This window comes from Streptomyces sp. NPDC044704 (genome assembly GCF_056433525.1).
Genome location: NZ_JBWKGY010000003.1, coordinates 87,710 through 101,990 on the forward strand (window position 1 = coordinate 87,710; position 14,281 = coordinate 101,990).

At 72.6% G+C, this 14,281-nt stretch carries 14 protein-coding genes and 1 riboswitch; of the genes, 5 read left to right on the top strand and 9 right to left on the bottom strand.

Annotated elements, in window-relative coordinates; all coding sequences use genetic code 11:
• The first annotated feature begins 1 nt into the window (after position 1).
• From AC07B0_RS07875 to AC07B0_RS07885, 3 genes are all read left to right on the top strand, one after another.
• On the top strand, positions 2–514 hold the full coding sequence (locus AC07B0_RS07875) for a GNAT family N-acetyltransferase (protein ID WP_469376783.1): 513 nt from the start codon (positions 2–4) through the stop codon (positions 512–514).
• A gap of 41 nt (positions 515–555) precedes the next feature.
• A riboswitch (cobalamin riboswitch) is annotated at positions 556–689 on the top strand.
• 163 nt (positions 690–852) lie between these two features.
• On the top strand, positions 853–3,246 hold the full coding sequence (locus AC07B0_RS07880; protein WP_478863320.1) for a ribonucleoside-diphosphate reductase subunit alpha: 2,394 nt from the start codon (positions 853–855) through the stop codon (positions 3,244–3,246).
• The gene (locus AC07B0_RS07885; RefSeq protein WP_356874469.1) at positions 3,246–4,262 is read left to right on the top strand and encodes a ribonucleotide-diphosphate reductase subunit beta; all 1,017 of its coding nucleotides are present in this window, start codon (positions 3,246–3,248) and stop codon (positions 4,260–4,262) included. The genes AC07B0_RS07880 and AC07B0_RS07885 overlap by 1 nt, the downstream gene beginning before the upstream one ends.
• Before the next feature lie 82 nt (positions 4,263–4,344).
• Here AC07B0_RS07885 and AC07B0_RS07890 read toward each other — a convergent pair whose 3' ends face one another.
• Entirely contained in the window at positions 4,345–4,569 is a 225-nt protein-coding gene (locus AC07B0_RS07890) for a hypothetical protein (RefSeq protein ID WP_356874471.1), read from the bottom strand.
• Between the two features lie 82 nt (positions 4,570–4,651).
• On the opposite strand from AC07B0_RS07890, the gene AC07B0_RS07895 reads away from it, so the two are divergent.
• Positions 4,652–5,617 (top strand): helix-turn-helix domain-containing protein, encoded by a 966-nt coding sequence (locus AC07B0_RS07895; RefSeq protein WP_356874473.1) that lies wholly within the window; start codon positions 4,652–4,654, stop codon positions 5,615–5,617.
• A gap of 223 nt (positions 5,618–5,840) precedes the next feature.
• Here the strand turns inward: AC07B0_RS07895 and def are convergent, their stop codons facing one another.
• The 8 genes from def to AC07B0_RS07935 form a co-directional block, all read right to left on the bottom strand.
• Entirely contained in the window at positions 5,841–6,476 is a 636-nt protein-coding gene (def, locus tag AC07B0_RS07900; RefSeq protein WP_356874475.1) for a peptide deformylase, read from the bottom strand.
• Positions 6,477–6,533: 57 nt separating this feature from the next.
• Positions 6,534–7,529, bottom strand: coding sequence for a tetratricopeptide repeat protein (locus AC07B0_RS07905; protein WP_356874477.1), 996 nt, complete (start codon positions 7,527–7,529; stop codon positions 6,534–6,536).
• A gap of 104 nt (positions 7,530–7,633) precedes the next feature.
• A complete protein-coding gene (locus AC07B0_RS07910; protein ID WP_469376779.1) occupies positions 7,634–8,926 on the bottom strand; it encodes an HD-GYP domain-containing protein in 1,293 nt (430 codons plus the stop codon).
• Complete coding sequence (locus tag AC07B0_RS07915; protein ID WP_469376777.1) at positions 8,923–10,515, bottom strand: HD-GYP domain-containing protein; 1,593 nt, start codon at positions 10,513–10,515, stop codon at positions 8,923–8,925. Before AC07B0_RS07915 ends, AC07B0_RS07910 begins: the two co-directional genes overlap by 4 nt.
• A gap of 173 nt (positions 10,516–10,688) precedes the next feature.
• Positions 10,689–10,991 (bottom strand): mycothiol system anti-sigma-R factor, encoded by a 303-nt coding sequence (rsrA, locus tag AC07B0_RS07920; RefSeq protein ID WP_030225838.1) that lies wholly within the window; start codon positions 10,989–10,991, stop codon positions 10,689–10,691.
• Positions 10,988–11,632, bottom strand: coding sequence for a sigma-70 family RNA polymerase sigma factor (locus AC07B0_RS07925; RefSeq protein ID WP_266576354.1), 645 nt, complete (start codon positions 11,630–11,632; stop codon positions 10,988–10,990). The genes rsrA and AC07B0_RS07925 overlap by 4 nt, the downstream gene beginning before the upstream one ends.
• A 326-nt stretch (positions 11,633–11,958) precedes the next feature.
• Positions 11,959–12,621: an alpha/beta hydrolase family protein gene (locus tag AC07B0_RS07930; protein WP_467290373.1), complete on the bottom strand. Its 663-nt coding sequence runs from the start codon at positions 12,619–12,621 to the stop codon at positions 11,959–11,961.
• Between the two features lie 72 nt (positions 12,622–12,693).
• Entirely contained in the window at positions 12,694–13,509 is an 816-nt protein-coding gene (locus AC07B0_RS07935; RefSeq protein ID WP_356874486.1) for an SOS response-associated peptidase, read from the bottom strand.
• Positions 13,510–13,562: 53 nt separating this feature from the next.
• Here AC07B0_RS07935 and AC07B0_RS07940 point away from each other — a divergent pair, with 53 nt between their 5' ends.
• Positions 13,563–14,276: a M50 family metallopeptidase gene (locus AC07B0_RS07940; protein ID WP_467290370.1), complete on the top strand. Its 714-nt coding sequence runs from the start codon at positions 13,563–13,565 to the stop codon at positions 14,274–14,276.
• The last annotated feature ends 5 nt before the right edge of the window (positions 14,277–14,281 follow it).

The window sequence follows — 14,281 nt, forward strand, 5'->3', positions numbered from 1 at the left end:
CATGGACATCGTGATCAGGGCGGCGCAGCCCGCCGAATACGAAGAGCTGGGCGGGATCACCGCGCGGGCCTACCTGGAGGACGGGCTCCTCGACGCCAACACCGACGACACGTACGAGCGGACGCTGCGGGACGTCGCGGGCCGGGCCGGATCCGGCGAGGTGCTCGTCGCCGTACTGGACGGACGCCTGCTGGGCGGTGTGACGTTCGCCCCTCCGGGCAGCCCCCTCGCCGACATCGCGGGCCCCGGCGAGGCCGAGTTCCGGATGCTCGCCGTGGCCGCCGCCGGCCGGGGCAAGGGCGCCGGCGAAGCACTCGTACGGGCCTGCGCCGACCGCGCCAGGGCCCTGCCGGGAGTGTCCCGGCTGGTGCTCTCCACCCAGCCGGGCAGCCCCGCCGCGCACCGGATCTACGAGCGCCTGGGCTTCGTGCGCACCCCGGAACGGGACTGGTCCCCGGTCCCCTCGGTGCCCCTGCTCACCTACGCCCTGGAGCTGTACGCACCCGAGCAGTAGCCACGCCGACACAACATGTGGGGGCTACCGCAACGGGCCGCCCCCACATGTATGCTCATGGCTGCTGTCGTCGCAGGGGAATCCGGTGCGAATCCGGAACTGTCCCGCAACGGTATGAAGTGCACCCATTGGTGCGTCCGGAAGTCCGAGGACCTGCCGACAGCGCGCCCGGCTCAACCGAACCGGGTGCCGATACGTCCGGGCCTCGCGGTTGGGCCGGTGGACGCCACGCGGCGCACGTACCGCCTGCCCTGTCCGGGCCGGTCCGTGGGCTTCCCGCGTGCGCCCGCTCGCCCCGCCCCGTCGAAGACCGGGCCGAGCGAGGGAGAGCTCCCCCCGTGACCATCGCGCCTGCCGCACCGCGCGCCGAGTCCGCCCAGTCCGACACCGAGGCTGCGCTCACGCCCGAGGGCCCGGGGACCGCACTGCTGCGTACCCTCACCGAGCTTACGGCCGACCTCCCCGACACCGACCCCGGCCGGGTCGCCGCCGCCGCCCTGCGCGGCCGCAGCTCCGTCGCCGACGAGGCCGAACTGCGCGGGCTGGCCACCGAGGCCGCGGCCGGTCTGATCTCCGAGGACCCGGCGTACTCCCGCCTCGCCGCCCGGCTGCTGACGCTGGCCGTCCGCGACGAGGCCGCGGGCCAGGGCTCCACGTCCTTCTCGGCGTCCGTCGCCGTCGGCCACCGCGAGGGGCTCATCGCCGACCGCACGGCCGAGTTCGTCACGACCCACGCGGCCCGCCTGGACGCGCTGGTCGAGCACACCCTCGCCGAGGGCGCCGACGACCGCTTCGGGTTCTTCGGCCTGCGCACCCTGCACAGCCGCTACCTGCTGCGCCACCCGATCACCCGTCAGGTCATCGAGACCCCGCAGTACTTCATGCTGCGGGTGGCCTGCGGCCTGGCCGAGAACGACACCGTCCAGGCCGTCGAGGAAGTGGCCTCGCTCTACCGGCTGATGAGCCGCCTCGACTACCTGCCGTCGTCCCCCACGCTCTTCAACTCCGGTACCCGGCACCCGCAGATGTCCTCCTGCTACCTGCTGGACTCCCCGCTGGACGAGCTGGACTCGATCTACGACCGCTACCACCAGGTCGCGCGCCTGTCCAAGCACGCCGGCGGCATCGGCCTCTCGTACTCCCGCATCCGCGCCCGGGGTTCCCTGATCCGCGGCACCAACGGCCACTCCAACGGCATCGTCCCGTTCCTGAAGACCCTCGACGCCTCCGTCGCCGCGGTCAACCAGGGCGGCCGCCGCAAGGGTGCCGCCGCCGTCTACCTGGAGACCTGGCACGCGGACATCGAGGAGTTCCTGGAGCTCCGCGACAACACCGGTGAGGACCAGCGCCGTACGCACAACCTGAACCTCGCCCACTGGGTGCCGGACGAGTTCATGCGGCGCGTGAACTCCGACGGGCAGTGGTCGCTGTTCTCCCCGGCCGACGTCCCCGAGCTCGTGGACCTGTGGGGCGACGAGTTCGACGCCGCCTACCGCAAGGCCGAGGCGGACGGCCTGGCCCGCAAGACCATGCCCGCGCGTGACCTGTACGGCCGGATGATGCGCACCCTCGCGCAGACCGGCCAGGGCTGGATGACCTTCAAGGACGCCTCCAACCGCACGGCGAACCAGACCGCCGAGCCGGGCTCGGTCGTCCACTCCTCCAACCTGTGCACCGAGATCATCGAGGTCACCGACGACGGCGAGACGGCCGTCTGCAACCTCGGCTCGGTCAACATGGGTGCCTTCGTCGTGGACGGGGACATCGACTGGGAGCGGCTGGACGAGACCGTCCGTACGGCCGTGACCTTCCTCGACCGCGTGGTGGACATCAACTTCTACCCGACCGAGCAGGCCGGGCGTTCCAACGCCCGCTGGCGTCCGGTCGGCCTGGGCGCGATGGGTCTGCAGGACGTCTTCTTCAAGCTGAAGATGCCCTTCGACTCCCCCGAGGCGCGGGCGCTGTCCACGAAGCTCTCCGAGCGGATCATGCTGGCCGCGTACGAGGCCTCCTGCGACCTCGCCGAGCGCAGCGGTCCGCTGCCGGCCTGGGACAAGACCCGTACCGCCCGCGGTGTCCTGCACCCGGACCACTACGGCGTCGAGCTGAACTGGCCGGAGCGCTGGGACGCCCTGCGCGCCCGCGTCGCGAAGACCGGCATGCGCAACTCCCTGCTCCTGGCCATCGCGCCGACGGCGACGATCGCCTCGATCGCGGGCGTCTACGAGTGCATCGAGCCGCAGGTCTCCAACCTCTTCAAGCGCGAGACCCTCAGCGGTGAGTTCCTCCAGGTCAACGCGTACCTGGTGGAGGAGCTGAAGCAGCTCGGCGTGTGGGACGCGCAGACCCGCGAGGCGCTGCGCGAGTCCAGCGGTTCCGTGCAGGGCTTCGGCTGGATCCCGGCCGAGGTGCGCGAGCTGTACCGCACGGCGTGGGAGATCCCGCAGCGCGGCCTGATCGACATGGCGGCGGCCCGTACGCCGTTCCTCGACCAGTCCCAGTCGCTGAACCTGTTCCTGGAGACGCCGACCATCGGCAAGCTCAGCTCGATGTACTCGTACGCCTGGAAGCAGGGCCTGAAGACCACGTACTACCTGCGCTCGCGCCCGGCGACGAAGATCGCCCGCGCGGCGCAGGCCGCCGCCCCGGCGGCGCTCCCGCAGGCGGTGGCCGACGCGGAGGCGCTCGCCTGCTCCCTTGAGAACCCCGAATCGTGCGAGGCCTGCCAGTAATGAGCTCCAACGACAACAAGAACCTCCTGGACCCGGGCTTCGAGCTCACGCTGCGCCCGATGCGCTACCCGGACTTCTACGAGCGGTACCGGGACGCGATCAAGAACACCTGGACCGTCGAGGAGGTCGACCTCCACTCGGACGTCGCGGACCTCGCGAAGCTGACGCCCGGTGAGCAGCACATGATCGGCCGGCTGGTCGCGTTCTTCGCGACGGGCGACTCGATCGTGTCGAACAACCTGGTCCTGACGCTGTACAAGCACATCAACTCCCCGGAGGCGCGCCTGTACCTGTCGCGCCAGCTGTTCGAGGAGGCCGTGCACGTCCAGTTCTACCTGACGCTGCTGGACACCTACCTGCCCGACCCGGACGACCGTGCGGCCGCGTTCGACGCGGTCGAGGAGATCCCGTCGATCCGCGAGAAGGCTCAGTTCTGCTTCAAGTGGATGGACTCGGTCGAGAAGATCGACCGGCTGGAGACGCAGGCCGACCGCCGTCGCTTCCTGCTGAACCTGATCTGCTTCGCGGCGTGCATCGAGGGCCTGTTCTTCTACGGCGCCTTCGCGTACGTGTACTGGTTCCGCTCGCGCGGTCTGCTGCACGGTCTGGCGACGGGCACCAACTGGGTGTTCCGCGACGAGACCATGCACATGAACTTCGCGTTCGAGGTCGTGGACACGGTCCGCAAGGAGGAGCCGGAGCTCTTCGACGACGCGCTCCAGCAGCAGGTCACCGACATGCTGAAGGAGGCCGTGGAGGCGGAGCTGCAGTTCGGCCGTGACCTGTGCGGCGACGGCCTGCCGGGCATGAACACCGAGTCCATGCGCGAGTACCTGGAGTGCGTCGCGGACCAGCGTCTGGTGCGCCTCGGCTTCCCGCCGGTGTACGGCTCGCAGAACCCGTTCTCGTTCATGGAGCTCCAGGGCGTCCAGGAGCTGACGAACTTCTTCGAGCGCCGTCCGTCGGCCTACCAGGTCGCGGTCGAGGGCACGGTGGACCTGGACGAGGACTTCTAGTCCTCCGTCCGCGCAGGTGTGCGCCGGGAGCCGGAACGCGAACGACCGCGTCCCGGCTCCTCGCGTTTCCGGGCGCCGGGGCTCAGTGGGCCATGCGTCCCCGGCGTCCGAGGCCGAACCGGATGCCGCGCCGGCGCGGGGTGGGTTCCAGACCGCCCGCCCGCTGGCGCGGCAGCCAGACCCGCCGGGTCTCGACGGCCCGCAGCTGCCGGTCGATCCGGCGGTCGCGCCACGTCCCGTACAGGCTGGGCCCGAGCAGGACGGCGGCGAGGGCCAGGATGACGAGGTAGTTCACGAAGGTGCTCATACCTCCACTGTCCGCCTGATCCGCCATGATCGAACAGTGGCAGTACTGTCACTGAAGTACGAATTACTGCCACACTGGGGTCATGCTGACCAACGTGGCCGTGGCCCTCGTCGACGGAGTCGCCCCCTTCGAGTTCGGGATCTTCTGCGAGGTCTTCGGGATCGACCGCGGCGCGCAGGGGCTGCCGGTGTACGACTTCGCCGTGTGCGCGGCCGAGGAAGGCCCGCTGACCATGGCCGACGTCGGCTTCGCCATCGCGCCCGCGCACGGCCTGGAGCGGCTGGAGGAGGCGGACCTGATCTGTGTGCCCGCCGACCGGCAGGCGCCCGTACGGGAGTACCCCGAGCCGTACCTCGACGCCCTGCGGCGGGCCGTGGACCGGGGGGCGCGGGTGCTCAGCGTGTGCAGCGGGGCCTTCGTGCTCGGTGCGGCCGGGCTGCTGGACGGCCGGCGCTGCACCACCCACTGGATGCACGCCCCGGCGCTGGCGCGCCGCTACCCGAAGGCCCTCGTCGACCCCGACGTGCTGTACGTGGACGAGGGCCCGGTGATCACCGGGGCGGGCACCGCCTCGGGCATCGACGCCTGCCTGCACCTGGTGCGCCAGGAGCACGGCGCCGAGGTGGCCAACACCATCGCCCGGCGGATGGTCGTACCGCCGCACCGGGACGGCGGGCAGGCCCAGTACGTCCGGCGGCCGCTGCCGCGGACCGCCTGCGACACGGTGGGCGAGGTGATCGGGTGGATGGCCCGGCACCTGGAGGAGGAGATCACCGTCGAGCAGCTCGCGGAGCGGGCGCACATGTCGCCGCGGACGTTCGCACGGCGCTTCCTCCAGGAGACCGGGACCACCCCCTACCAGTGGGTGCTGCGCCAGCGGGTGCTGCTCGCGCAGGAGCTGCTGGAGTCCACCGACGAGACGGTGGACTCCATCGCGGGCCGCAGCGGGTTCGGCAACGCCGCCGCCCTGCGCCACCACTTCCTGCGCACCCTGGGCACCACCCCGAACGCCTTCCGCCGCGCCTTCCGGGGACCGCAGGCGGCCTAGGGCCTGTCGTCAAACTCCCGTCGTCGCCCGGAGGGCGGCCCTGCGGCGTCTGGTGCGTGCTCTCGGTGCGCCGGGCGGAAGCCCGCGTACTGGACGTACTTGGCTTTCGCCCGGTGCGGCGAGAGCGCGTGCCAGGCGTCGCGGGGCAGACGGGAGTTTGACGACAGGCCCTAGTGCCGCGGCCGGGAAGGTGTGCCGGGTCGCGGCGTCCGGTGCGGTGCATCTACGCGTTCGGGACGACCTCGTAGCGCGGGGTGTTCTCCGCCATCTGGCGCAGGGCGTCCTTGCGGTCGCGCTTCGAGAGGCGGTCGATGTACAGGTACCCGTACAGGTGGTCCGTCTCGTGCTGGAGGCAGCGCGCGAAGTAGCCGGTGCCGCGGACCTTGATCGGGTTGCCCTGGGCGTCCTGGCCGGTGACCTCGGCGTAGTCCGGGCGGGCCAGCGAGGCGTAGGCGGTCGGGACGGAGAGGCAGCCCTCGTTCGAGTCGTCCAGGACCCGCGTGCCGGCCGGCAGTTCCACCAGCTTCGGGTTGACGACGACACCGGTGTGCCGCTTGCCGTCGTCGTCCGGGCAGTCGTAGACGAAGACCTTCGCGTCCACGCCGATCTGGTTCGCGGCCAGGCCCACGCCCTCGGCGGTCTTCTGGCTCGCGAACATGTCGTCGATCAGCTGCGCCAGCTCTTCGCCGAACTCGGTGACGTCCTTGCACTCCCGGTGCAGCACCGGGTTGCCGACCACCGTGATCGGGCGGGACGTGCCCCGCTCGCGGTAGGCGAGCTCGCGCGCCTCACAGTCCTCGGTGTCCACGACGTAGCCCTCGTCGTCGACCGGGACCATCTGGTTCTCCTGCTGCGCCATGTCCGCCGTACGCCTTCCGTAAGTCACCGATGTGCCGGTACAGCCTACGGCCCGGACTCAGCAGACTTCCTCGAGATCCCGCCACTCGCGGCTGTCCGGGCTGTCGGCCACCCAGCCGTCGAGCAGCCCGCGCACCAGACCGGCCGGCGCCGCGATGCCGCACTCGCGCTCGGGCACCCACAGCGGGCCGGAACCGGCCGTGCGGTGGCCCAGCGGTCCGGGGTGCCCGGGCTCGCTGTGGTCGTGCGGGTCCAGGTGGTCCCCGGCGGCCTCGCCGCTCGGCATCGCGCTCTCCGAACAGGTCCGGCACAGCAGCCGCACCGACGAGGACCAGTCCTCGGCGGCGAAGCCCGCGTCCGAGGCCAGCTGCTCCAGCGCGTTGCGGTCGGCCTCCGTGGCCGCTTCCAGCAGCACCACCCAGGTCGGCACCGGCGAGGGCGCCCACAGCTCGATCTCGTCGAAGACCGGGTACGAGGGACCGGCCGCGGTGACCCGCTCGCCGTGCGGGACCCCGTCGTGCAGGACCACCTCGCCCCAGCGCCGCCCCGAGGAGGGCAGCGGGATCGAGAGGACCTCCATCCGGGCCGGATCGAGCCTCCGGCCCCACACGACCTCGGCCTCGCCCTCGGGCGACAGCCGCACCGCGGCGCTGCCGAGTTCCATGCCGACCGGCTCGCCCGTGCCCGCGCTGCTGTGGGGGTCCCCGGGCACCTTCAGCCCGTACGCCTGCCAGGCCCGCCGGGCCAGCGGCCAGTCCTGGAGCGCGGTCGCGGCGATGCCGACGTTCCACCAGTCCGGCGCCCCGGCCTCACGGTCCAGGAGCGCCACGGCACGCAGCCCCGCGGACCGGGCCTGCTCCCAGTCGTGGCGGAACTTGTGCAGGAGGGCCAGGTTGAACCAGGACTCCGACAGCCAGGGCTCCAGGTCCGCCGCTCTGGTCAGGAGCGCGCCCGCGTCCTCGTACCGCCCGTCACCGATCAGCGTGAACGCGCGGTCGGTGGCCTGCCGCCACGAGGCGGAGGGCCGATGCCGTACCTTCCCGAAGATCCTCACGATTCCCGCCTGCCGGTCCAACGGTGCAGCCTTGCGGACACCCTCACGGACACTCTTACTGCATCCAACCATGCCCGCTCGGACGGCCGCTCATTACCCATGGGTTACCCCGGTGGGACGGGTACGACTCTGCCCCGCCCGCCCCTGGCCAGAACCCTGGCCAAGGACTCCACGACCTCCGGCTGGTAGTCGCGCCCGGTGCCCAGCCGGAGCTGCTCCAGCGCGGCCAGTGAGCCGCCCGGGTGACGGGTCCCGCCCGCCAGGTCGTCGTACGCGTTGACCGCGCGCACGATGCGGGCCGCGACGGGCTGCTCCCGGTACGGGTCCGCCTGGCGTTCCACGATCACCGCCACCTCGGCCGGGACGCCGGTCTGCCGCGCCACCTCGCCGCCGAGCTCGGCGATCCGGCGGGCCTCGGCGGCGGGCAGCTCGGCGGTGGCCCCGCAGGGGACCGGGTCGACGAGCGACAGCTGGCCGATGTCGTGCATCAGGGCCGCGTACTCCAGCACCGTGAGCTCCCGCTCCGAAAGACCGAGTTCCCGGCCGACGGCGCAGCTCAGCGCCGCGACCCGGCGGGAGTGCCCGGGCGGGGTGTACCCGGCGATCTCGGTGGCCCTGGCCAGGGAGGTGATCGTCTGGCGGTAGGTGGTGCGCACGGCGGTGATCCGGTGGAAGGACATCTGGGTCAGCAGCAGCGGCACGCTGAAGACGGGCAGGGCCCACGGGCCCGCCACGGCCACGCCGAGGGCCATCACCACGCCCGTGGCGCAGATCGCCGAGCCGATGCCGAGCTGCGCGCGCAGTTCGTCGCACAGCAGGGGGCCGTAGGGCCACCCGGTGCGGGCCCCGGCCAGGACGGCGGCGAGGACGGCGTCGCACAGGGCGGTGAGGCCGAGCACGAACAGCAGGAACAGGACGAGGTACGGTCCCTGCCCGATCCACTCCCCCAGCCGCCCGGAGTTGTAGAGCGGCTGGAAGCAGGCGGCGGCGAAGGCGACGGTGAGGACCCGCCGGGCCACGTGGTCGAGGGCGGGGCCGCGGCCGCGGGCGACGTGCGGGACGGCTCCGACGAGCGCGGCCGCGACGACGACCGTGACGGTCTGGAGGACCCCGTGGTGGGTGGGGTGCCCGGCGTTCTGGCCGAGGAGGGCGTAGGCGAGGGCTCCGGCGGAGCCCAGCGGCGCGGGCTGGCGGTCCTCGGGCGGCAGGTGCCCGGCGCCCGCGCCGGGGCGGCCCGCGCGGGGATCGCGGCGGGCGAGCTCGCCGACGGTGATCAGGGTGCCGAAGGCGAGGGCCACGCCCGGTTCGAGGACGCCGGTCCACAGGGTGTGGCCGAGCCCGGCCAGGGTCAGCAGGACGGCGGCCCCGCGCACGGCGTGTACGGCGAAGGCCCTCACCGGGGGCCCCGGACGGGACGGGAGCGGGCCGCCGCGGCGCCGCCGTTCAGCGGGTCCCGCGTCCCGCGGGCCTCGGGGCCCGGGTCGGGACGCGCCGAATCCACCGGGTCCGCCGTCGCCGGCGGGCCGGCCGCGCCCGCCGCGTCCGTCGGGCCCGTGTCGCGGCCCTGCGCCGGCAGGCCCGTGGGCGCCTGCGTCCCCGGGCCGGGTGCCCCGGTAGCGGAGCTGATGACCTGGAGGTCGTCGTCGGAGGTGACCACCGGGTGCCAGCCGTGCCGGCCGATGGCGCCCACCAGGGCCCGGACCATGGCGGGGTCGTACTGGGTGCCCGCGCAGCGTTCCAGCTCCGCCAGGGCGACCGCCACCGGGCGGGCCCGGCTGTAGGAGCGGGTCGAGGTCATCGCGTCGAAGGAGTCGGCCACCGCCACCACCCGGGCCAGGACCGGGATCTGCTCGCCGTTCAGCCCGTACGGGTATCCGGTGCCGTCGACCCGCTCGTGGTGGTGCAGGATCGCGGACCGGGCCTCCCCCAGGAAGCCGATGCCGCGCACCATCTCGTGGCCGTACTCGGGGTGCAGCTCGATGACCCGGCGTTCCTCGGGGGTCAGCGGGCCGTCCTTGCGCAGCAGCCGGGTCGGTACGCCGAGCTTGCCGACGTCGTGCAGGATCCCGGCGATGCGGACGGTCTCCAGGCGCTCCTCGGTCATGCCGAGCTCCCGGGCGATCATCGCGGAGGCCTGGCCGACCCGCTCGCTGTGGCCGCGCGTGTAGCGGTCCTTGATGTCGACGGCCTGGACGAGGGCCCGGATCGTGGCCTGGTGGGCGGCGCTCTCGCGGTGGTACTGGGCGAAGACCCAGCAGGAGATGTACATCGGCAGCAGGACGAGCAGCGCGGCCGGAAGCCCGTACGGACTGCGCCACATGACGGCCATCATCAGCCCGGCGAGGCCGTGGACGCAGTGCGGCAGCAGGGAGCGGGTGAGCAGGCCGCGCCAGGCGGTGGCGGCCGGGCGGCGTTCGGCGGCGGCCAGGACGAGCCCGTCGAGGGCGGTGAGCACGAGGCAGAAGGCGACGGCGGCGGCCGCGGCGGGGAGCATCGCGTACGGGAAGTCCGCCACCCACGCGGACGGGTCGCCGTGCGCGTGGCCGTCCGGCGGTCCGGAGCCGCCGCCCGCGGCGCCGTCGGCCCCGGCGAGCGCCCGGCGGCCGCCGAGGAGCCCGAACGCCTGTCCGGCCGTCCACGCCGCCGTCGCCTGCTGGGCGGCGTGCCACACCCGGCGCACCCCGGCGGGCCGTTGGACCACGGCCTGGGCCAGCCCGCCGGGCACCGCGACGAGCGCGGCGGCGGCGGGCGGCAGCAGGAAGACGGCGGCCAGGACGACGGGGAAGAACGAGCCGATGCCCTCGGGGACCCGCTGCCCCAGCAGGGGGCAGATCCGGACGAGTTCGCAGCCGAGGTAGAGCACGGCCAGCAGGGCGACGGCGGCCCACGGGGTCGCCGGGTCGGTCAGGGCGGGGGCGACGCACGCGAGGGCGGCGAGGACCGCGCACAGGACGCAGGCGCGCGCCGCCGGCGGAAGTACCCGCATGGCGTTCTCCTCCCCCTGTGCCGTACCGGCCGGATACCGAAATCAAACCAGTACCGCGAGGGGAGAATAGGACGGCCCCCGAGTGAAGAGGGGCCCCTTTGTGCATTGCGCCGTACGGGCGCCCCCGGATTAGCACCTTCGGGTGAACGAAGTGCCCTTCCGGGGGCGGTTGTTCAGCCGGTCGCCGGACCGGCCGTCACATCGTGATCGGGTACGGCCTGACCTGATCTGATCAGTTCGATCCGGCCCATGACCTTGGAGCGGAGATCGGACGGCACGTCGTCCGATCCGCAGCAACGCTTCACCAGCTTCTTCACGGCCTGTTCCAGGCCGTACTTCTCCAGACAGGGATTGCACTCGCCGAAGTGGGTCTCGAACTTCGTGCAGTCACTGTCGGGCATCTCGTGGTCCAGGAACTCGTAGAGATGGTCCAGGACCTCGGCGCACTCCGTCTCGTGCGGCTCTCCGCAGCTCATGAGCCTGAGCCTTTCAGGTCGTTCGACTCTCCCGCGCCGGCGGGGACCAGCCCGCGCTCGCGGGCATAGTCCTCCAGCATTCCGCGGAGTTGACGGCGGCCACGGTGCAGTCGCGACATGACCGTACCGATGGGTGTACCCATGATGTCCGCGATCTCCTTGTACGCAAAGCCCTCTACGTCGGCAAGATAGACCGCGATGCGGAACTCCTCCGGAATGGCCTGGAGCGCTTCCTTCACATCGGAATCGGGCAGGTGGTCGAGCGCCTGCGATTCCGCGGAACGCAAACCGGTCGACATGTGCGACTCGGCGCGCGCCAGCTGCCAGTCCTCGATCTCCTCCGCGGCGCTGCGCTGCGGCTCGCGCTGCTTCTTGCGGTAGGAGTTGATGAACGTGTTGGTCAGGATGCGGTACAGCCACGCCTTGAGATTGGTGCCCTCACGGAACTGGTGGAAGGACGCGTACGCCTTCGCGTACGTCTCCTGGACCAGGTCCTCGGCGTCGGCCGGGTTACGCGTCATACGCAGCGCGGCGGAGTACATCTGGTCGAGGTAGCCGAGGGCGTCCCGCTCGAAGCGCGCATTGCGCTCCGGGGTCGTCTCCTGCGCCTGGCCTTCGTCGGTCCCAGCGACAGGACCCACCTCCTCCGACAGCGTGGCGGCTCCGAAAGCGGATCCGCTCGAATCGGAGAATAGTCGACCATCCCGGCCTTCCGCCGCCCGAAGCGAAGCGCGCTTCGGCCCGGGCAGAACGGTCCAGTCCAGGTCAGCGGCCTGCGGACGGTTCTGGCTGATGACCTGGGTCATGCGGTCCCTCTTCCTCCGACGTGTTTCCCGTGCGTACCGACACTCCGCACAACAGGGCCCCGGGGCCCCGCATTCCCGGGCTCCGCACGCCGTCGCGGGCCGTTCCGGGCGGCGGCGGGAGGCGGGTGAGCGGGATCACCCGGAAATGTGTCAGGTCGTCCTCACCCGCTGAGCCGGGCGAGCCACGGGGCCACCGCGCCGGTGATCACCGCGAGGGTCTCCTCCTGCGTCGGGCCGGCCTTCTTCGGCACCGCGAAGCCGTGGTCCCCGTACGGCACCTCGACCAGCTCGTACGGGTCCGGCCCGGCCGGCTCGGGGAACTCCTCGGGCCGCCCGAAGGGGTCCCGGCCGCCCTGGACCACGAGGACGGGCCGCCCGGCGCCCAGCAGCTCCGCCGCCCGGGACTTCTCGGGCCGGCCCGGCGGGTGCAGCGGGAAGGCCAGCGCGAGCACCCCGGCCGCCCCCAGCGCGTCGGCCGTCCGGCAGGCCACCCGGGCCCCGGCGCTGCGCCCGCCCGCGACCACCGGCAGCCCGGGCCGCGCCAGGGCGGGCCACAGGCCCCGCCAGCCCTCGTCCAGCACCTTGGGCGCGGCGGCGACCTTCTTCCCGGCGACCCGCCAGGGCTGCTCCACGAGGGCGACGGTGACCCCCTGCGGCGGCAGGGCCGCGGCCAGGGCCTGGAGGTCCCGGGCCTCGATCCCGCCCCCGGCGCCGTGGCTCACGGCGAGGACGAGCCGCGCCGCGCGGGCGCGGTGCCAGGTGATGCGGGCCTCGCCCGCCGGGGTGTCGACGCTCTCGGTGGTCACGGCTCGCTGCGCTGTCATGGGGCGATCATGCCCGGTCAGGGCGACCGTTCCGGTTCACGGGGGCGTGCCGGTTCGGACGGGCGCGCCGGTTCAGAAGAGCGTGCCCTCTTCCGGCGCGGCGAGCTCGCCCAGCAGCTCCGGCCCGTTGTTGCGCACGTTGCTCACGGCGGTGGACACCGGGTAGGCGCGCATCAGGCCGCCCGGCGGCGGCGCCAGCAGGTCCCGCAGTTCGGTCTCGTCGGTGCGGGCCGGGTCCAGCCAGGCGTCCCAGCGGTCCGGGGTGAGCATGAGCGGCATCCGGGGGTGGATGTCGGACAGGGACTTCGGCCCCTCGGCCGGGCCCGCGCCCAGCGGCGCGGTCTCGGCCTCGGCGGTGATCACCGAGCAGGTCACCCACCAGGCCAGCGGGTGCTCGTCGGGCAGGGTCCGGTCGCGCCAGAACTCGTAGAGGCCGGCCATGGCGAAGACGGAGCCGTCGGTGGGGAGCACGAAGTAGGGCTGCTTGCGGGCCCGCTTCTTCTTCCCCTCCACCTCCAGCTGCCGTTCGTCGTGGGCGGTGACCCACTCGTAGTAGCCGTCGGCGGGGACGATGCAGCGGCGCTGCGCGAAGGGCCGGCGGAAGGACGGCTTCTCGTGCAGGGTCTCGGACCGCGCGTTGATCATCCGGGCGGCGCCCTCGGGGCTCTTCGCCCAGGACGGCACGAGCCCCCACCTCAGCGTCCTCAGCTGGCGAACCGGACGGGGGTCCGGCGCGTCTTTGAGGGGACGGTCGAGGACGACGTGGACCTCCTTGGTCGGAGCCACGTTCCAGTCGGGGGCCAGCGTCTCCCGCGGCTCCCACCTCTCGATGCCGAATATCCCCGCCAGTTCCTCGGGCGTACGACTCGCCGCAAACCTTCCGCACATGGCTGACACACTGCCATGGCACCCGCACACCACCGCAAGGAGTCCGCCAACCCATGGACAGCATCACTGCGGCCGGCCTCTGGGACCGGCTCACCGGGATACAGCCGGAGCCCGACCTGTGGCTGGTGGCCGCCACGGGCCTGGCCGCACTGGCCGTGGTCGCGGTCCGCCCGCTGTGGCGGCCGGCCCGCAACGCGATCACCATCGCGCACGAGGGCGGCCACGGACTGCTCGCCCTGCTGTGCGGGCGCCGCCTCGACGGGATCACGCTGCACTCCGACACCAGCGGGCTCACCGTCAGCCGCGGCAAGCCCTACGGGCTCGGCATGATCCTGACCGCCGCCGCCGGGTACACCGCGCCGTCCCTCCTCGGCCTGGGCGGGGCCGCCCTGCTGTCGGCGCACCGGATCACCCTGCTGCTGTGGGCGGCGAGCGCGCTGCTCGTCCTGATGCTGGTGATGGTCCGCAACGCGTACGGGGTGCTGACGGTGGTGCTGACCGGCGCCGCGTTCGTCCTGGTGTCCTGGCTCGCCCCGGCCGAGGTACAGGCCCTGTTCGCGTACGCGGTGGTGTGGTTCCTGCTGCTGGGCGGCGTCCGGCCGGTCTTCGAACTCCAGGCGAAGCGGCGGCACGGCGGGGCGCCGGATTCGGACGCGGACCAGCTGGGGCGGCTCACGCACGTGCACCCGGTCGTCTGGCTCCTGTTCTTCCACGTGGTCGCGCTCTGCGCGCTCTTCGGCGGCGGGCGCTGGCTCCTCGGCGCCTGAGACGG

Excerpts from the sequence above, each read along its gene's own strand:
- AC07B0_RS07875 (WP_469376783.1), top strand. The coding sequence starts at position 2 with ATGGACATCGTGATCAGGGCGGCGCAGCCCGCCGAATACGAAGAGCTG.
- AC07B0_RS07885 (WP_356874469.1), top strand. The coding sequence starts at position 3,246 with ATGAGCTCCAACGACAACAAGAACCTCCTGGACCCGGGCTTCGAGCTC.
- AC07B0_RS07890 (WP_356874471.1), bottom strand. The coding sequence starts at position 4,569 with ATGAGCACCTTCGTGAACTACCTCGTCATCCTGGCCCTCGCCGCCGTC.
- AC07B0_RS07895 (WP_356874473.1), top strand. The coding sequence starts at position 4,652 with ATGCTGACCAACGTGGCCGTGGCCCTCGTCGACGGAGTCGCCCCCTTC.
- def (WP_356874475.1), bottom strand. The coding sequence starts at position 6,476 with ATGGCGCAGCAGGAGAACCAGATGGTCCCGGTCGACGACGAGGGCTAC.
- AC07B0_RS07915 (WP_469376777.1), bottom strand. The coding sequence starts at position 10,515 with ATGCGGGTACTTCCGCCGGCGGCGCGCGCCTGCGTCCTGTGCGCGGTC.
- rsrA (WP_030225838.1), bottom strand. The coding sequence starts at position 10,991 with ATGAGCTGCGGAGAGCCGCACGAGACGGAGTGCGCCGAGGTCCTGGAC.
- AC07B0_RS07930 (WP_467290373.1), bottom strand. The coding sequence starts at position 12,621 with ATGACAGCGCAGCGAGCCGTGACCACCGAGAGCGTCGACACCCCGGCG.
- AC07B0_RS07935 (WP_356874486.1), bottom strand. The coding sequence starts at position 13,509 with ATGTGCGGAAGGTTTGCGGCGAGTCGTACGCCCGAGGAACTGGCGGGG.
- AC07B0_RS07940 (WP_467290370.1), top strand. The coding sequence starts at position 13,563 with ATGGACAGCATCACTGCGGCCGGCCTCTGGGACCGGCTCACCGGGATA.